The organism is Streptomyces sp. NPDC048659 (genome assembly GCF_040650575.1).
Taxonomy (GTDB): domain Bacteria; phylum Actinomycetota; class Actinomycetes; order Streptomycetales; family Streptomycetaceae; genus Streptomyces.
This window is the reverse complement of record NZ_JBEZHM010000019.1, coordinates 1-17,501: the sequence shown is the minus strand read 5'-3', so window position 1 is coordinate 17,501 and position 17,501 is coordinate 1. Positions and strand designations below refer to the sequence as shown.

The window sequence follows — 17,501 nt, the reverse complement described above, 5'->3', positions numbered from 1 at the left end:
CAGCGCATGGAGCAGTACCAGCCCGACCCCCTGTCCGCGGCGCAGATCGCGGCGATGCGGCGCAGTCTGACCAGCGGCCGGGGCGCGCTCACCCGCCGTTCGGTGCTGCGGGCGGGTGGCGTCGGAGCGCTCACGGTCGGCGGGCTCGCCGGCCTGAGCGCCTGCGGCATCCCGCCGGCCAAGCGGGAGGGGCAGGGGCCCGCGGCCACGGACTTCTCGGCCAAGGAGAAGAGCCTGAACTTCTCCAACTGGACCGAGTACATGGACGTCAGCGAGGACGAGAAGTCCCGGCCCACCCTGGAGGCGTTCGCCAAGCGCACCGGGATCAAGGTCAAGTACACCGAGGACATCAACGACAACGTCGAGTTCTTCGGGAAGATCAAGCCGCAGCTCGCCGCCGGGCAGGACACCGGGCGGGACCTGATCTGTGTGACCGACTGGCTCGCCGCCCGGATGATCCGGCTCGGCTGGGCGCAGAAGCTGGACGCCGCCAACCTGCCGAACGCCTACGCCAACCTGTCCGCGCAGTTCCGGCGGCCCGACTGGGACCCGGGGCGGGCCTACTCGTACCCCTGGACCGGCATCTCCACCGTCATCGCCTACAACTCCAAGGCGACCGGCGGCAAGAAGGTCGACTCCGTCAGCCAGCTGCTCGACGACCCCTCGCTGAAGGGGCGGGTCGGCTTCCTGACGGAGATGCGCGACACGATCGGCATGACCCTGCTCGACCTCGGCAAGGACCCCGGCTCCTTCACCGACGCCGACTACGACGCGGCCGTCGGGCGGATCCAGAAGGGCGTCGACAAGAAGCAGATCCGGCGCTTCACCGGCAACGACTACACGTCCGACCTGTCCAAGGGCGACCTGGCCGCCTGCCTCGCCTGGGCCGGTGACGTCATCCAGCTCCAGGCCGACAACCCGGACATCAAGTTCGCCATCCCCGCGGCCGGCTACATCACCTCCAGTGACAACCTGCTGGTCCCCGCCCAGGCCCGGCACAAGACCAACGCCGAGAAGCTCATCGACTACTACTACGAGCTTCCGGTGGCCGCGCAGCTCGCCGCGTACATCAACTACGTCTGCCCGGTCGACGGGGTGAAGGACGAGCTCGCCAAGATCGACCCCGAGCTGGCGAACAACACGCTGATCGTCCCCGACAAGGCGATGGCCCGGAAGTCGCACGCCTTCCGCTCGCTCAGCAGCGCGGAGGAGACGGCGTACGAGGAGAAGTTCGCCAAGCTCATCGGTGCCTGACCGCCGCCCCTTTCCTTACGACCCTCCGGGACCGCAACCCATGACTGACAAGAACACTGGCGGCGACGTCCGTCTCTCCGGCATCAGCAAGTCCTACGGCTCCTTCCATGCCGTCCGCCCGCTCGACCTGACGATCCCCCAGGGCTCGTTCTTCGCCCTCCTCGGCGCCTCGGGCTGTGGCAAGACCACCACGCTGCGCATGATCGCCGGCCTGGAGGACCCCACCACGGGCACCGTCTTCCTCGGCGACCGGGACGTCACCGACCTCCCGCCGTACAAGCGCCCGGTGAACACGGTCTTCCAGTCCTACGCGCTCTTCCCGCACATGACCATCTCCGAGAACATCGCCTTCGGCCTGCGCCGGCGCGGCATCAAGACCGTGAAGCCGCAGGTGGACGAGATGATCGAGCTGGTGCAGCTCGGCGAGCACGCGCACAAGAAGCCGCACCAGCTCTCCGGCGGCCAGCAGCAGCGCGTCGCCGTGGCCCGCGCGCTCATCAACCACCCGCAGGTCCTGCTGCTCGACGAGCCGCTGGGCGCGCTCGACCTCAAGCTGCGCCGCCAGATGCAGCTGGAGCTGAAGCGCATCCAGACCGAGGTCGGCATCACCTTCGTGCACGTCACCCACGACCAGGAGGAGGCCATGACCATGGCCGACCAGGTCGCGGTCATGAACGGCGGCCGGGTCGAGCAGCTCGGCGCCCCCGCCGACCTGTACGAGAACCCGAACACCACCTTCGTCGCCAACTTCCTCGGCACCTCCAACCTGATCGAGGCCGAGGTCGTCGAGACGGGCGGCTCGGATGTCCTGGCCACGGCCGGCGGCGGCAAGCTCCGGGTGCCCCGCGAGCGCTGTACGGACACGGTCCGCAGCGGCGGCAAGGTCCTCGTCGGCGTGCGGCCGGAGAAGATCTCGATCGCCCACGCGGACGACGCGGGTGCCATCGCCGACGGCCGCAACCGGGTCACCGGGCGGATCGTCGACTCCTCCTTCATCGGCGTCTCCACCCAGTTCGTGGTGAACTCGCCGGCCGGCGCCGGGCTCCAGGTCTACGAGCAGAACATCGAGCGCGACGCCCGCCTGGCCCCCGGGGCCGAGGTCGTCCTGCACTGGAACCCCGCCCACACCTTCGGCCTGGACGCCGCTCAGGACATCGACGCCGGTGTGGAGACGGTGGAGGACGCCGCGTGAGCGCCCCCACCCTCGTCAAGGAGGAGACGGCGGCGGAACCCGTGCTCCGCAAGCCCGCCACCCGCAAGCGGCTCGTCCCGTACTGGCTGCTGCTGCCCGGCATCGTCTGGCTGCTCGTCTTCTTCGCGCTGCCGATGGTCTACCAGGCGTCGACCTCGGTGCAGACCGGCTCCCTGGAGCAGGGTTTCCAGGTCACCTGGCACTTCCAGACCTACTGGGACGCCTTCCAGGAGTACTGGCCGCAGTTCGTCCGCTCGCTGCTGTACGCCGGCACCGCGACCCTGCTGTGCCTGCTGCTCGGCTACCCGCTGGCGTACCTGATCGCCTTCAAGGCCGGGCGCTGGCGCAACGTGCTGCTGGTGCTGGTCATCGCCCCGTTCTTCACCAGCTTCCTCATCCGTACGCTGGCCTGGAAGACGATCCTCGCCGACGACAGCCTCGTGGTCGACGTGCTGAACGCGCTGCACGTCCTCGACGTGACCAGCTGGCTCGGCTGGACCGAGGGCAGCCGCGTGCTCGCCACCCCGATGGCGGTCGTGTGCGGCCTCACGTACAACTTCCTGCCCTTCATGATCCTGCCGCTCTACACCTCGCTGGAGCGGATCGACGGGCGGCTGCACGAGGCGGCGCAGGACCTCTACGCCTCCCCGGCCACCACCTTCCGCAAGGTGACGTTCCCGCTGTCCATGCCGGGTGTCGTCTCCGGCACGCTGCTCACCTTCATCCCGGCGAGCGGCGACTACGTCAACGCCGAACTGCTCGGCTCGACCGACACCAAGATGGTCGGCAACGTCATCCAGTCGCAGTTCCTGCGCGTGCTCGACTACCCGACGGCCGCCGCGCTGTCCTTCATCCTCATGGCGATCGTGCTGCTCATGGTCACCGTCTACATCCGCAAGGCGGGAACGGAGGACCTGGTCTGATGCGTTGGATCCGACGGAACCTTGTCGTCATCGCGGGCGTGCTGACGCTCGCGTACATGATCCTGCCGAACGTCGTCGTGATGGTGTTCTCGTTCAACAAGCCGAACGGGCGCTTCAACTACGCGTGGCAGCAGTTCTCCCTGGACGCCTGGAAGGACCCCTGCGGCGTCGCCGACATGTGCGGCTCGCTGTCCCTCTCGCTCCAGCTCGCCGCCTGGGCCACGGTCGGCGCGGTCGTCCTCGGCACGATGATCGCCTTCGCGCTGGTCCGCTACCGCTTCCGGGCGCGCGGCGCGATCAACTCGCTGATCTTCCTGCCGATGGCGATGCCCGAGGTCGTCATGGCCGCCTCGCTGCTCACCCTGTTCCTGAACATGGGCGCCGAGCTGGGCTTCTGGACGGTCCTGATCGCCCACATCATGTTCTGCCTGTCGTTCGTCGTGACGGCGGTCAAGGCGCGTGTGATGTCCATGGACCCGCGCCTGGAGGAGGCCGCCCGCGACCTGTACGCGGGGCCGGTGCAGACCTTCCTGCGGGTGACGCTGCCGATCGCGGCGCCCGGCATCGCGGCCGGCGCGCTGCTGGCCTTCGCCCTGTCGTTCGACGACTTCATCATCACCAACTTCAACGCGGGCTCGACCGTGACCTTCCCCATGTTCGTGTGGGGCTCGGCGCAGCGCGGTACGCCCGTCCAGATCAACGTCATCGGTACGGCGATGTTCGTCATCGCGGTGCTGGTGGTAGTGGCCGGTCAGATCGTCACCAACCGGCGCAAGAAAACAGCAACAGCCTGACCGACAGCCGGTCAGGCACCGAAGGAGTTGGAAACCATGGCCCCAGTCGCCATGCGTCTCGCTGCACAATCTCTCTCCGACGCCCAGCCCGTCCCCTTCTGGCTGGAAGATCCCGGCAAGCCCGGGGCGCTGCCCGCACTCACCGGCAGCGAGCGCTGCGACCTGCTGGTCGTGGGCGGCGGCTACAGCGGTCTGTGGACCGCGCTGATCGCCAAGGAGCGCGACCCCTCCCGGGACGTCGTGCTCATCGAAGGCCGCGAGGTGGGCTGGGCCGCCTCGGGCCGCAACGGTGGCTTCTGCGCCGCCTCCCTCACGCACGGCCTGGGCAACGGGCTCGCCCGCTGGCCGGGCGAGCTCGCCACCCTGGAGCGGATGGGCGAGCGGAACCTCGACGCCATCGAGGAGGCCGTCGGCCGCTACTCGCTGGACTGCGACTTCGAGCGCACCGGCGAGATCGACGTGGCCACCGAGTCGTACCAGGTCGACGAGTTGCACGAGCTGTACGAGGAGGCGGCGCGGCTCGGTCTCGCCGACGGGCTGGAGCTCCTCGACGGCGAGGCCATCCGGGCCGAGGTCGCCTCGCCGACCTTCAAGGGCGGGCTGTGGGACCGCCGCGGGGTCGCCATGCTGCACCCGGCCAAGCTGGCCTGGGGCCTCAAGCAGGCGTGTCTCGACCTGGGTGTGCGGATCTTCGAGAACACCCCGGCGCTCGACCTGGCCTCGGCGGGCGGCGCGAGCGGCGGCATGGCCGTGCGCACCCCGTACGGCCGGATCGCGGCCCGCAAGGTCGCGCTCGGCACCAACGTCTTCCCCTCGCTGGTCAAGCGGCTGCGGCACTACACCGTCCCGGTCTACGACTACGCGCTGATGACCGAGCCGCTCTCCGCCGAGCAGCTCGCCTCCATCGGCTGGAAGAACCGGCAGGGCCTGGGCGACAGCGCCAACCAGTTCCACTACTTCCGCATCACCGCGGACAACCGGATCCTGTGGGGCGGCTACGACGCCATCTACCAGTTCGGCGGCAAGGTGACCGCCGAGATGGACCACCGCCCGGAGACCTATCTGAAGCTGGCCCAGCACTTCTTCACCTGCTTCCCGCAGCTGGAGGGGCTCCGCTTCAGCCACGCCTGGGGCGGCGCGATCGACACCTGCTCGCGCTTCTCGGCCTTCTTCGGCACCTCGCACCAGGGCAAGGTGGCGTACGCGCAGGGCTACACCGGCCTCGGCGTCGGCGCCACCCGCTTCGGCGCGGACGTGATGCTGGACCTGCTGGCGGGGGAGCCGACCGAGCGCACGCGCCTGGAGATGGTGCGATCCAAGCCGCTGCCGTTCCCGCCGGAGCCCATCGCCTGGGCGGGCATCGGGCTGACCAAGTGGTCGCTGGCCCGCGCCGACGAGAACGGCGGCCGGCGGAACCTGTGGCTGAAGACCATGGACAAGCTGGGGCTGGGCTTCGACAGCTGACCCGTCCCCCTTGTCGTGTGATCCAGATCACAACTCGCGGGTAGGAAACCCGCGTAAGAGGAGGGCCGGGGCGCGCTCTCTCCGTACGACACCGCGACCGCGGTGCCCGTACGGAGAGAGGGGATCGTCGCGATGACTGGTTCGGGGGCCGCGGAGGCCAGGACCGCGGTGGAGTGGCTGGCCTCGGCGGCGCCGGATCCCGACGCCTGCCGGTGGGAGTGGGAGCGCAATCCGCACGGGATCGCGCTGCTGCCCGCGGGCAGGCGCTGGGACGTGCTGATCCTGCCGGCCGAGCTCGGCTATCCGACGCTCGACGTGCTGACCCGCCTGGTGGACCGGCCGGGCCCGGTGCTCGCCGACTTCGGCGACGCCCGGATGGGCTTCTTCGTGCCGCCGGGCACCGCCGCCCGCTGGCTCGGCACCGGGGTGCGCGGGGCGGGCAGCGGCACCTGGATCGTCGTCCCGTACCCGGGCCGGGTGACCGGCGGGGTGCGCTGGCTGGTGCCGCCGGACGCCTCGGGCACGCTCACGGACGCGGCGCTGCTGGAGCTCGCGATGCACGAGGCCGCGGGCCAACTGGCAAGGGGGGAGAGGGAGTCGGGGGGAGGGTGAGGCGGCGGGGCGGCCTCGTCTGACACCGCGTCATACCGGACAGAGGTCTTGACCACTCAATTGGTCTGGACCATGCTGTGGCGCGCTCCACCTCGATTCCCCCCACTCCCGGAGGCAGTTGTGGACCGCACCAGACCCCTGACCCTGCTCCTGGCGGGCGCCCTCGCCGCCGGCGGCCTCGTGACGCTCACCCCCCTGGCCCACGCGGCCGACACCGAACTCGCCCGCAACGGCGGCTTCGAGGCCGGTCTGGACGGGTGGAGCTGCACGGCCGGCAGCGGGGCCGTCGTCTCCACCCCCGTGCACGGCGGCACGAAGGCCCTCCAGGCCACGCCCGCCGGCAGCGACAACGCCAAGTGCTCCCAGACCGTCACCGTCAAGCCGAACTCCACCTACCAGCTCAGCGGCTGGGTCCGCGGCAGCTACGTCTACCTCGGCGCCTCCGGCACCGGGACCACCGACGTCTCCGCCTGGACCCAGTCCGCCCCCGACTGGCAGCGGCTCGCCACCAGCTTCACCACCGGCGCCTCGACGACCTCCGTCACCCTCTACACCCACGGCTGGTACGGCACCGGCGCCTACGTCGCCGACGACCTGTCCCTGCTCGGCCCCGGCGGCGACCCGGTCCAGCTCCCCGCCACCCCGACCGGCCTCACCGCGGGCGGCGCCACCGCCTCCTCGGTCACCCTGAGCTGGCCCGCCGTCTCCGGCGCCACCTCGTACAAGGTCTACAAGGACGGCGTCGCCCTCGCGACCGCCGCCGGCACCTCGTACACCGCGACCGGCCTCGCCGCCGCCACCTCGTACAGCTTCCAGGTCACCGCCGTGAACAGCGCCGGCGAGTCGGCCCGGTCCACCGCCGTCACCGGCACCACCACCAGCGGGGGCGGCGGCAACCCCGGCGGCCAGCTCCCCGCCCACGCCCTCGTCGGCTACCTCCACGCCAGCTTCGCCAACGGCTCCGGCTACACGCGGATGGCCGACGTCCCCGACTCCTGGGACGTCATCAACCTCGCCTTCGGCGAGCCGACCTCCGTCACCTCCGGCGACATCCGCTTCAGCCTCTGCCCCGCGACCGAGTGCCCGGGTGTCGAGTCCGTCGCCGACTTCAAGACCGCCATCAAGGCCAAGCAGGCCGCCGGCAAGAAGGTCCTGATCTCCATCGGCGGCCAGAACGGCCAGGTCCAGCTCTCCACCACGGCCGCCCGCGACACCTTCGTCTCCTCCGTCTCGAAGATCATCGACGAGTACGGGCTCGACGGCCTCGACATCGACTTCGAGGGCCACTCCCTCTCGCTCCAGACCGGCGACACCGACTTCCGCAACCCGACCAGCCCGGTCATCGTCAACCTGATCTCCGCGGTCAAGACCCTCAAGGCCAAGTACGGCGCCAAGTTCGTCCTCACCATGGCCCCGGAGACCTTCTTCGTCCAGCTCGGCTACCAGTACTACGGCTCCGGCCCCTGGGGCGGCCAGGACCCGCGCGCCGGCGCCTACCTCCCGGTCATCCACGCCCTGCGCGACGACCTCACCCTGCTGCACGTCCAGGACTACAACTCGGGCTCGATCATGGGCCTCGACAACCAGTACCACTCCATGGGCGGCGCCGACTTCCACATCGCCATGACCGACATGCTCCTCACCGGCTTCCCCGTCGCCGGCAACACCGACCGCGTCTTCCCGGCCCTCCGCCCCGACCAGGTCGCCATCGGCCTGCCCGCCTCCACCCAGGCCGGCAACGGGCACACCACGCCGGCCGAGGTGAACAAGGCCCTGGACTGCCTCACCAAGAAGCAGAACTGCGGTTCGTACCAGACCCACGGCACCTGGCCCGGCCTGCGCGGCCTGATGACCTGGTCCATCAACTGGGACCGGTACAACCAGTGGGAGTTCAGCCGGAACTTCGACGCCTACAACTGGAGCTGACGCACCGCCGCGTCGAACGCCGAGTCGCGGCCCGCCGCGAACTCCTCCTCCGTGAAGACCGGGGTCCACACGTGCGGCGGGATCCCGGTCCCGTCGAAGGTCCGGCCCGAACGGGTCAGGAACTCCTCGTTCGGCAGCCACACCTCCATCCCGTCGGGGAGCCCGCGCGTCAGGGTGTCCGAGAAGACCCCCTGGGTGGGCTGCCCGACCCGCACCGCGCCGCCGGGCCGGTCGATCAGCGCCTGGGTGAACGTCTCGCCCGCGCTGAACGTCGTCCCGGCGGTGAGCACCGCCACCGGACCCGTGTACCGGGCCGCGCCCCGCTGCGGGACCACCCCCACCGGCTCCGGGGCGGTGTACCGGGTCCGCTTGCGGTAGGCCGTGTACGGGCGGTCCGTGAGCCGCCCGGCCACCCGCAGGCCCAGCGCGTCCGAGCCACCGCCGTTGATCCGCACGTCGATCACCAGCCCCCGCAGCGAGGCCGCCCGCTCCGGCGTGAGGACCGCGTCCAGCGCCCGGTCCAGCTCCGCGAGCTGCGCGGCGTACGAGGGGTCCCGCCGGTCGTAGCCGGCGAAGCCCGAGATCCGCAGATAGCCCATGCCGTCCGGCAGGTCCGCGTAGCCGATCCGCCCGTTCGCGAACTCCGTGAGCGGCCGCCCGCCCAGGTCCCGGCGCACGATGTGGGCCTTGGCCCTTGCGTCGAGCTCCGGACCGGGGACGGTCGTGCCGGGCCGCACCCCGGCGAAGTAGCGGTCGCCCTCGAACACGGCCACATGGGCGTCGTTCAGCGGCCGCACCATGTCGGAGAAGATCCCGAACAGCTCGTCCCGGCTCGTCCCCGCGTGCACCCGGGGCCGGTACGCGTCCCGTACCGCGTGCCAGTCGATCCCCTTGGCGGCGAAGAACGGGTAGTTCTCCTCGAACGACTGCCAGAACACGTCGAAGGCCGTCAGCGGATCCGCCGGCAGCGGGTGCCGGCACGCCTCCGGGAGCCCCGGCAGCCGCCGCAGCTCCCGCGTGCCGGCCGACCCGGCGACCGCCAGCCGCCCGTTGGGGCGCAGCGTGAACACGGTGCCGTCGTCCGTGCGGTAGGCCCCGGGCGCCGTCGTCCGCCGGGCCGTGAAGCCCGGCACGCACCCGGCGGCCGAGGTCTGGTACTCGCGCAGCACGCCGTCGGCCGCCGACAGCACCGTCCCGTACCCCGTCACCCGCCAGACGCCGTCCTCGGCGGTCTTGCCGCCCCGCTCCCGCGCCGCCGCGCCGGGCGCCACGGCCCCGCCCGCGAGCACCAGCGCCAGCGCGACGACCGCGACCTTCGATCCTCTGTGGAACACCCGTCCGTCCTTCCCCGTACCCGTGTGGACCGCTCGTACGGCCACTGGGAACGATCATGGGCGTGGCGGGCGGCCGGGACCATCCGGCGAACCGGTGGTACGAGGCGGGGGACAGCCCCCGTGGTCCGCCGCGCGGCCTACGGGGCGGGTCGGCTCCGGCCGAGGCGCGCCGCGTACACCGGCCAGCGCAGCACGGGCACGCACAGGGCCAGGGAGGCCAGCACGTCCAGGGGCCAGTGGAAGCCGCGCAGCACCAGTCCGGCCGCCGTCACGGCCGTGAGCAGGGCGGCGAGGGGGAGGAGGCGGCGGGAGACCAGCAGGGCGGCGCTGGTGTAGGCGATGAGCGCGGTGGCCGTGTGGCCCGAGGGGTAGTAGCCCTGGGCCCAGGGTTCGAGCGGGCCGGGGCGGGCCGTCCACGCCTTCAGGGGGACCACCAGGAGCGGGACGGCGGCCATCGCGAGCCCCGCGCAGAGGGCCTGGGCGCGGCGGCCCCGCCACACGGCGTACGCCAGGGCGAGGGCGAGCACCGGCAGTGCGACGGTCAGGTTGCCGAGGTCGGAGGCGGCTTCGCTCAGCCCGCGCGGGACGGTGCCGACCAGGGCGCGGGAGAGGCGTTCGTCGAGGCGGGCGAGGGGGCCGTGGACGAGGACCTGCCAGGTGGTCAGGGTGAGCACGACCAGGGCCCAGAAGACAGCCGGCCGCCCCGGAACAGGGGGGGTTGTTCCGGGGCGGCCGCCCGGACCGGGCTGCCGCGCGCCCCGGGGGGTGTGGGGCGGGCGGCCATCCGATCGGTGAGGAGTTCCGGAGCCCAGGGCTCCAGCGGTGTGCGCGAGGGCACGGTGTGGGCGGGGCTGGGGAGGCTCCGCCCGGGGTGTTTCTCTCATCTGCGGAAACCGTACGCCACGAAAAGGGGGACCGACAGCCGGATCTCCATCCCGCCATCGGCCCCCCACAGCTTCTTCACACCGGGTGCCGGAAGCCTCAGATCTGGGCGAACGCGCTCTCGATGACGTCCAGGCCCTCGTTCAGGAGGTCCTCGCCGATCACCAGCGGCGGCAGGAAGCGCAGCACGTTGCCGTAGGTGCCACAGGTCAGGACGAGGACGCCCTCGTTGTGGCAGAACTTGGCGAGCGCGGCGGCGGCCTCCGGGTTCGGCTCCTTGGTCGCCTGGTCCTTGACCAGCTCGATCGCGATCATCGCGCCGCGGCCGCGGATGTCGCCGATGGCCGGGAACTTCTCCTGCATGGCCGTCAGGCGGGCCTTCATGACCGACTCGATCTTCTTCGCCGCGGCGTTGAGGTCGAGCTCCTTCATGGTCTCGATGGCGCCGAGGGCACCGGCGCACGCGACCGGGTTGCCGCCGTAGGTGCCGCCGAGGCCGCCGCCGTGGACGGAGTCCATGATCTCGGCGCGGCCGGTGACGGCGGCGAGCGGCAGGCCGCCCGCGATGCCCTTGGCGGTGGTGATGAGGTCGGGGACGATGCCCTCGTCCTCACAGGCGAACCACTGGCCGGTGCGGCAGAAGCCGGACTGGATCTCGTCGGCGACGAAGACGATGCCGTTGTCGTTGGCGAACTTCACGATCGCCGGCAGGAAGCCCTTGGCCGGCTCGATGAAGCCGCCCTCGCCGAGGACCGGCTCGATGATGATCGCGGCGACGTTGTCGGCGCCGATCTGCTTGGTGATCTGGTCGATGGCCTGGGCGGCGGCCTCGGGGCCGCAGTTCTCCGGGCCGGTGGGCCAGCGGTAGCCGTAGGCGACCGGCACGCGGTAGACCTCGGGCGCGAACGGGCCGAAGCCCTGCTTGTACGGCATGTTCTTGGCGGTGAGCGCCATCGTCAGGTTCGTACGCCCGTGGTAGCCGTGGTCGAAGACGACGACGGCCTGGCGCTTGGTGTACGAGCGGGCGATCTTCACCGCGTTCTCGACGGCCTCGGCGCCGGAGTTGAACAGCGCGGACTTCTTGGCGTGGTCGCCCGGGGTCAGCTCGGACAGCGCCTCGCAGACCTCGACGTACCCCTCGTACGGCGTCACCATGAAGCAGGTGTGGGTGAAGTCGGCGAGCTGCGCGGCGGCGCGGCGCACGACGGCCTCGGCGGAGGCGCCCACGGAGGTCACGGCGATGCCGGAGCCGAAGTCGATCAGGCGGTTGCCGTCGACGTCCTCGATGATGCCGCCACCGGCCCGCTTGGTGAACACGGGAAGCGTGGAGCCCACGCCACCGGCGACCGCGTCGAGACGGCGGGCCTGAAGCTCCTGCGACTTCGGGCCGGGGATGGCGGTGACGACGCGCCGCTCCTGCGGGACAGCGTTCATGCGGGGCTCCTGGGGTGTTCTGGACGCACGTGCGGGGTTTCCTCCGCAGGCTAGGTGCGGGGGCGGGCCGGAGGCATGTGCCGATAGGGAGTGTTGCGGGGCGCGTCGTTATCCGCGATGGACATGACGGCACACCTCGCGCCCGGCCGGGCGAAACGGCTCGGCGGGGGCGGATCAGCACTAGATTGACGCTTGCACGGATGCGGCGACCTGGCTGGTCAGGGGGCAGGGGTTCATGGACACCGAAGGCATGACCGAGGGCGCGTACGAGTCGCGGGACCGCGCCGGGGGGACGACGGGGCGGGAGGGGGGTGGGGCGGGCTCCGTGCCGGGGGTGCCGCGGCCGGCGGGGGCGCCGTCCGTACCTGCGGCTCCGGCGTCGGCGCCTGCGGTGCCGCCGTCGTCCGTCCCCGCGCCTCCGGCAGCCGCGCCCGCGGTGCCTCCGCCGTCCGCGCCCGTGGCGCCTCCCGCCCCCGCCGCCCCGCCGCTCGTACCGCCGCGCCCCGCCGCCGCCCCGGCGGCCCGGCATCCCATGGTGGAGTGGCTGGACGCGCCTCGGCCCAAGCCGGGGGCGGGGATCTGGCGGTTGCGGTACACCCCGGCCCCGCCGCCGCCCGAACGCCTGGCGCCCATCACCGTCGTCGGGCTGCTGCTGCCCCTCGCCATCGGCGTCGTCATCTGGTCCGCCTGGCGCACGGGCCTCTTCCCGTACAAGACCGAGATCGTGTGGAGCGTGACGCCGGAAGGGTGGTTCTGGCCCGCCACCACGAGCCCCGTCGACTGGCACGGCGACGCGGCGCGCGTCGTCATCGACGGCGTCTTCTTCACCCTCGTCGTCGCGGGCGTCGGGTTCCTCGGCTCCTGGCGCAGGATCGCCCTGCACTACATGGAGCGGTTCCAGCCGGCCCGCCGCGCACTGCTCGCCGCCGCTCTCGCGTTCGGCGCGCTGCTCTTCGTATGGCCCGAGGCATTCGGTCTCGACTGGACGCCGGTCCCCGTCGCGAGCACGCTCTTCTCGCTCATCGCGCTGGTCACCGGCGGCTTCGAGGTCTTCACCTCGCCGCTCCTCGTCTACAGCGTCTACGGGGCGATCACGCTCGTCGTGCTGTGGCCCTTCGCCCGGCTCGGCGACTGGCCGGGGCTCCTCCGTGCCCGGCGGGCCCGCTCCGCCGCCGTCGCGCCCGCCGCACCCGTCGGCGTCGTCGTCCCGCCCTCCCAGTGGCCGCAGCTCCGGGAGGCGGGCGAGCACCGCGCCGCCGACCTGCTCGCCGCCGAGGTGGCCGGTGGGCGGATGAACGACGTCGACTGCGCCCGCGTGCGCCGAGGCTGGGGCGAGACCGCCCGTGACGCCGTCGCCCGCGCCACCCTCGTCCGCACCCTGCTGGAACAGGGCGCCGCCACCGCCGCGCACCCCTCGGGCGCCCGCGACCTGCCGCACCGCTCGGCCCCGCACGACCTCCTGACGGGACAGGTCATGCTCGGGCGGTACGAGACCGCCGAGCGCACCCCGCACGCCTATCAGGGCGCCGGGCTCGCCCTCGATCCCGGACTCCTCGCCACCTCCCTCCTCGCCGTCGGCCCCTCCGGTGCCGGAAAGAGCCGCGCCCTCGTCCGGCCCGTCGTCGAGTCCCTCGTCCTCCAGGCCCTCACCGGCGGCTGCGCCCTCGTCGCCGTCGGCACGGCGGGCGCCCCGTTCGGCGCCGACGAGTCCTACGACGTCGTGGTGCGCGTCGGCGACCCCTCCTCGCCCTACGACCTCGACCTGTACGCCGGGACCACCGACCCCGACGAGGCCGCCGCCGTCCTCGCCGAAGGGCTCGTCGGCGATGTGGACGGTGTGGAGACGCGCCGCGCCGCGACCGCCCTCGCCCAGCTCCTCGGCCCCTACCGGGCGGTGTACGGGCGCTTCCCCACCGTGCCGGTCCTCCGCGAACTGCTCGAAGCCCGCCCCGAGACCCTGCGCACCCTCCTCGACCTGCTGCCCGCCGAGGGCGCGTCCGCCATGCGCCGCGAGCTGGAGTCGCGGATGCGCCAGGCCGGCACGGCGACCGACGTCGGCCCGGTCCTCGCCGACCGGCTCTCCACCCTCGACCGGCCGGTCTTCGCCGAGTTCTTCGGGGGCGGCGGCGAGGCGCGGCCCTTCTCCCTGCGGGCCGTGGCCCGGCACCCCATGCGGGTGCGGATCACCCTGCCCGAGGGCAGCCACGAAGAGGCCGCCCGCCTGCTCAACCGGCTCCTGCTCGCCCAGTTCCAGTCCGTCACCCGCGACCGCGCCGGGCGAGGCCCCTTCGCCTGCCTGGTCCTCGACGACGCCGCCGGGGCGCTCACCCCGGGCACCGTCCGGGCGCTCCAGCGGCTGCGCCCGCAGAACGCGGGCGCCGTACTCGCCCTGCGCACCCTGGCGGACGTGCCCGCCGCCCTGCACGGGCCGCTGCTCGCCGCCGTCGGCTGCCGGATGGCCTTCGCCGGACTCTCCGCCTGGGAGGGCCGGTTCTTCGCCGAAGCCTGGGGCACCGAACGCGTGGAGACCAAGGAAGTCGCCCACCACACCGTCTTCGCCGACCAGCCCATGACCCGCGCCCTGCACGCCCTCCGCAAGAAGCTCACCGGCGAGGCCGTCACCACCGAGGCCGTCACCGTCCGCGAGGTCGAGCGCGAGCGCTGGTCCGCCTCCGACCTCGCCCACACCGTCCCGCCCGGCCACGCCGTCGTCTCCCTCACCCACGTACACGGCGAGCAGACGCCCCCGCTCCTCGTGGACCTGCGCGGCTGAGCCCCGCCCGCGCCGAAGGCGCCCCCGTCGGCGGGCTGGCACAATCGGGGGCGCGCCGCCCGACGGGCAGCGCCTCCCCTCCTCCCGAAGGTCCACCGGTCGCCAATGCCGCCCACCCTCGCCTCGCTCGTCCAGCACTCGGCGCTCAAACTCACCGTCCGAGCCGGTGAGGACCGCCTCGACACCCCGGTGCGCTGGGCGCACGTCAGCGAGCTCGCCGACCCCGTCCCCTACATGGAGGGCGGCGAGCTGCTGCTCACCACCGCGCTCACCCTCGACGCCGAGGACCCGGAGACGATGCGCCGCTACGTCCGGCGGCTGCTCGGCGCGGGCGTCGTCGGGCTCGGCTTCGCCGTCGGCGTCAACTACGAGGCGATCCCGCAGGCCCTCCTCGACGCCGCCCGCGAGGAGTCCCTGCCGCTCCTCGAAGTGCCCCGCCGCACCCCCTTCCTCGCCATCAGCAAGGCCGTGTCCGCGGCCATCTCCGCCGACCAGTACCGCGCCGTCACCGCCGGCTTCGAGGCCCAGCGCGAGCTGACCCGGGCCGCGCTCGCCGAGGGCCCCGACGCGGTCGTCGCCCGGCTCGCCGCGCACGTCGACGGCTGGGCCGCGCTCTACGACACCTCCGGCAGCGTCGTCGCCGTCTCGCCCGAATGGGCCGCCCGCCGCGCCGCCCGGCTCACCGCCGACGTCGAGCGCCTCCGCGAGCGCCCCGCGCCCGCCAGCGCCGTCGTCGGCGGCACCGACGACCGCGTCGAGCTCCAGTCCCTCGGCACCGGGCGGCGGGTCCGCGGCGCCCTCGCCGTCGGCACCGGCGCCCCGCTGGGGACGGCCGAGCGGTACGCCGTGCACTCGGCCATCGCCCTGCTCACCCTCACCACCGAACGCTCCCGCTCCCTCCAGGCCGCCGAACAGCGGCTCGGCGCGGCGGTGCTGCGGATGCTCCTCGCCGGGCAGCCCGACCACGCCCGCGCCGTCGCCGGCGACCTGTACGGCGGGCTGCTCGACGCGCCGTTCCGGCTGCTCATCGCCGAGCCCGCCACCGCCGCCGAGCCGCCCTCCCCGGGCTCGGGCGAGTCGCCGCTGGCCGTGCTCGCCGAGTCCCTGGAGGCCGCCGCGGCCCGGGCCGGCGAGTCGGTCCTGGCCGTGCCCGACGGCGAGGAGCGGCTGGTCGTCCTCGCCGGGGACGGCGGCGCCGTCGTCACCGCCTGCGAGGGGTACGCCTCGCGCGAGGCCGAGGACGCCGGGATCGTCGTCGGGCTGTCCGCCCCGACCGGGCCCATCGCCGCCGCCGCGGCCTACAAGCAGGCCGAACAGGCCCTGTCGGTGGCCCGGCGCCGGGGCAGGGCGCTCGTCGAGCACGAGGAGCTGGCCGCCGGATCCGTCCTGCCGCTGCTCGCCGACGACGCGGTGCGCGCGTTCGCCGACGGGCTGCTGCGCGCGCTGTACGAGCATGACGCGACCGGGCGCGGCGACCTCGTCGCCTCCCTGCGCGCCTGGCTCTCCCGGCACGGGCAGTGGGACGCCGCCGCCGCCGACCTGGGCGTCCACCGGCACACCCTGCGCTACCGGATGCGCCGCGTGGAGGAGATCCTCGGGCGCTCCCTCGACGACCCGGACGTACGGATGGAGCTGTGGCTGGCGCTGAAGGCCACGGGGGACGGGGCGGGGAGCGGGGCGGGGGCGTAGTCGCGGCCGGTTGAGGCCGAGGGCCGACTGAGGTCGATTCCCGCTCTGGCCTGCCCGGTTCCGGGCAGGATTCGTGGTGTTCCCGTCGGTCGCCGCTTAATCTCCTGCGCATGACAACCCCCGCCGTCGATCCGGCACCCGAGCTCCACACCTCTCCCGCCGCCTCCGGCGCCGCCCCCGCCCCCGCCGCGCGGCGGATACCCGTCGCCGTCTGGGCCGCGCTCGGGATCGTCTATGTCGTGTGGGGGTCCACGTACCTCGGGATCCGGATCGTCGTCGAGACCATGCCGCCGTTCCTCTCGGCCGGCGCCCGCTTCGTCACCGCCGGGCTGCTGCTCGCCGGGATCATCGCCTGGCGCCAGGGGCCCGCCGCGCTCAAGGTCACGCCCCGGCAGCTCGGCTCCGCCGCCGGTGTCGGACTGCTGCTGATCCTCGGCGGCAACGGGCTCGTCGTGCTCGCCGAGACCTCCATCCCCTCCGGGCTCGCCGCGCTGCTCATCGCCGTCGTCCCCGCCTGGGTCGTGATCCTCAAGGCGCTCGCCGGGGACCGGCCGACCGCGGGCGGGCTCGCGGGCGTGCTCCTCGGCCTCGTCGGGCTCGGCGTGCTGACCCTGCCGGGGCTGAGCGGCGACGTGCGGGTCGGCGGGGTCGTCCTCGTCGTCGCCGCGACGCTCTGCTGGTCGGTCGGCTCGTTCTCCTCGTCCCGGCTGCCGCTGCCCGGCAACCCGTTCACCGCCAGCGCGTACGAGATGGTCGCGGGCGGGCTCGCCGGGGTCGGGGTCGGGCTGGTCCGGGGCGAGCACCACGGGCTGGACCTGTCCGCCGTCTCCGGGCGCTCCTGGGGCGCCCTCGCGTATCTGATCGTCTTCGGTTCGCTGCTCGCCTTCACCGCGTACGCCTGGCTGCTCCAGGCCGCCCCGCTCTCGCTGGTCGCCACCTACGCCTACGTGAACCCCGTCGTCGCCGTCGCGCTCGGCGCGCTCGTCCTGGACGAGGCCCTGAGCTGGCCGATCGTGCTCGGCGGGCTGATCGTCGTGGGCGGGGTCTGTCTCATCGTCTCCACGGAGCGGCGCGGGAAGGGGTAGGGGTAGGTCCCGGTGGTGCGGCGGGGGCCGGGGTCGGAACGGGGGCAGGGTGTCCGGACTGCGACCTCCGCTTCGCTTCGCTCGCTCCGGGCGCGAGGGCGTCGCAGGCGGCGAGGTCGCAGCCGGGGTCGGTGGTGCG

13 protein-coding genes are annotated in these 17,501 nt (G+C 72.9%); 10 read left to right on the top strand and 3 right to left on the bottom strand.

All coding sequences use genetic code 11. The features are described from left to right. The first annotated feature begins 6 nt into the window (after positions 1–6). The 7 genes from AB0C99_RS16945 (at position 7) to AB0C99_RS16915 (ending at position 8,165) form a co-directional block, all read left to right on the top strand. Entirely contained in the window at positions 7–1,254 is a 1,248-nt protein-coding gene (locus AB0C99_RS16945; protein WP_362475542.1) for a spermidine/putrescine ABC transporter substrate-binding protein, read from the top strand. Positions 1,255–1,294: 40 nt separating this feature from the next. Further along, a complete protein-coding gene (locus AB0C99_RS16940; protein WP_362475541.1) occupies positions 1,295–2,446 on the top strand; it encodes an ABC transporter ATP-binding protein in 1,152 nt (383 codons plus the stop codon). Continuing rightward, the gene (locus AB0C99_RS16935) at positions 2,443–3,369 is read left to right on the top strand and encodes an ABC transporter permease (protein ID WP_362475540.1); all 927 of its coding nucleotides are present in this window, start codon (positions 2,443–2,445) and stop codon (positions 3,367–3,369) included. The genes AB0C99_RS16940 and AB0C99_RS16935 overlap by 4 nt, the downstream gene beginning before the upstream one ends. Continuing rightward, positions 3,369–4,163, top strand: coding sequence for an ABC transporter permease (locus AB0C99_RS16930; protein ID WP_362475538.1), 795 nt, complete (start codon positions 3,369–3,371; stop codon positions 4,161–4,163). The genes AB0C99_RS16935 and AB0C99_RS16930 overlap by 1 nt, the downstream gene beginning before the upstream one ends. Before the next feature lie 36 nt (positions 4,164–4,199). Further along, on the top strand, positions 4,200–5,627 hold the full coding sequence (locus tag AB0C99_RS16925) for an FAD-dependent oxidoreductase (RefSeq protein WP_362475536.1): 1,428 nt from the start codon (positions 4,200–4,202) through the stop codon (positions 5,625–5,627). A 132-nt stretch (positions 5,628–5,759) separates the two neighbouring features. Then, a complete protein-coding gene (locus tag AB0C99_RS16920) occupies positions 5,760–6,239 on the top strand; it encodes a hypothetical protein (RefSeq protein WP_362475535.1) in 480 nt (159 codons plus the stop codon). Between the two features lie 120 nt (positions 6,240–6,359). Continuing rightward, positions 6,360–8,165 (top strand): glycoside hydrolase family 18 protein, encoded by a 1,806-nt coding sequence (locus tag AB0C99_RS16915; RefSeq protein ID WP_362475533.1) that lies wholly within the window; start codon positions 6,360–6,362, stop codon positions 8,163–8,165. On the opposite strand, the gene AB0C99_RS16910 is transcribed toward AB0C99_RS16915, so the two are convergent. The 3 genes from AB0C99_RS16910 to gabT all read right to left on the bottom strand — a co-directional run bounded on the left by AB0C99_RS16910 (position 8,150) and on the right by gabT (position 11,815). Then, complete coding sequence (locus tag AB0C99_RS16910; protein WP_362475712.1) at positions 8,150–9,454, bottom strand: S41 family peptidase; 1,305 nt, start codon at positions 9,452–9,454, stop codon at positions 8,150–8,152. The genes AB0C99_RS16915 and AB0C99_RS16910 overlap by 16 nt on opposite strands. Positions 9,455–9,636: 182 nt before the next feature. Beyond that, complete coding sequence (locus tag AB0C99_RS16905) at positions 9,637–10,383, bottom strand: phosphatase PAP2 family protein (RefSeq protein WP_362475531.1); 747 nt, start codon at positions 10,381–10,383, stop codon at positions 9,637–9,639. Between the two features lie 97 nt (positions 10,384–10,480). After that, the gene (gene gabT, locus AB0C99_RS16900; RefSeq protein ID WP_362475529.1) at positions 10,481–11,815 is read right to left on the bottom strand and encodes a 4-aminobutyrate--2-oxoglutarate transaminase; all 1,335 of its coding nucleotides are present in this window, start codon (positions 11,813–11,815) and stop codon (positions 10,481–10,483) included. Between the two features lie 457 nt (positions 11,816–12,272). On the opposite strand from gabT, the gene AB0C99_RS16895 reads away from it, so the two are divergent. The 3 genes from AB0C99_RS16895 (at position 12,273) to AB0C99_RS16885 (ending at position 17,362) form a co-directional block, all read left to right on the top strand. Further along, positions 12,273–14,588, top strand: coding sequence for an ATP/GTP-binding protein (locus tag AB0C99_RS16895; RefSeq protein WP_362475527.1), 2,316 nt, complete (start codon positions 12,273–12,275; stop codon positions 14,586–14,588). A gap of 105 nt (positions 14,589–14,693) precedes the next feature. Further along, a complete protein-coding gene (locus AB0C99_RS16890; protein WP_362475526.1) occupies positions 14,694–16,277 on the top strand; it encodes a PucR family transcriptional regulator in 1,584 nt (527 codons plus the stop codon). Positions 16,278–16,387: 110 nt separating this feature from the next. Further along, positions 16,388–17,362, top strand: a complete 975-nt coding sequence (locus tag AB0C99_RS16885; RefSeq protein WP_362475524.1) for an EamA family transporter — start codon at positions 16,388–16,390, stop codon at positions 17,360–17,362. The last annotated feature ends 139 nt before the right edge of the window (positions 17,363–17,501 follow it).

What these genes read in the sequence shown, in the direction of transcription:
- AB0C99_RS16945 (WP_362475542.1), top strand. Translation starts at nt 7, where the DNA reads ATGGAGCAGTACCAGCCCGACCCCCTGTCCGCGGCGCAGATCGCGGCG.
- AB0C99_RS16940 (WP_362475541.1), top strand. Translation starts at nt 1,295, where the DNA reads ATGACTGACAAGAACACTGGCGGCGACGTCCGTCTCTCCGGCATCAGC.
- AB0C99_RS16930 (WP_362475538.1), top strand. Translation starts at nt 3,369, where the DNA reads ATGCGTTGGATCCGACGGAACCTTGTCGTCATCGCGGGCGTGCTGACG.
- AB0C99_RS16925 (WP_362475536.1), top strand. Translation starts at nt 4,200, where the DNA reads ATGGCCCCAGTCGCCATGCGTCTCGCTGCACAATCTCTCTCCGACGCC.
- AB0C99_RS16920 (WP_362475535.1), top strand. Translation starts at nt 5,760, where the DNA reads ATGACTGGTTCGGGGGCCGCGGAGGCCAGGACCGCGGTGGAGTGGCTG.
- AB0C99_RS16905 (WP_362475531.1), bottom strand. Translation starts at nt 10,383, where the DNA reads ATGAGAGAAACACCCCGGGCGGAGCCTCCCCAGCCCCGCCCACACCGT.
- gabT (WP_362475529.1), bottom strand. Translation starts at nt 11,815, where the DNA reads ATGAACGCTGTCCCGCAGGAGCGGCGCGTCGTCACCGCCATCCCCGGC.
- AB0C99_RS16890 (WP_362475526.1), top strand. Translation starts at nt 14,694, where the DNA reads ATGCCGCCCACCCTCGCCTCGCTCGTCCAGCACTCGGCGCTCAAACTC.
- AB0C99_RS16885 (WP_362475524.1), top strand. Translation starts at nt 16,388, where the DNA reads ATGACAACCCCCGCCGTCGATCCGGCACCCGAGCTCCACACCTCTCCC.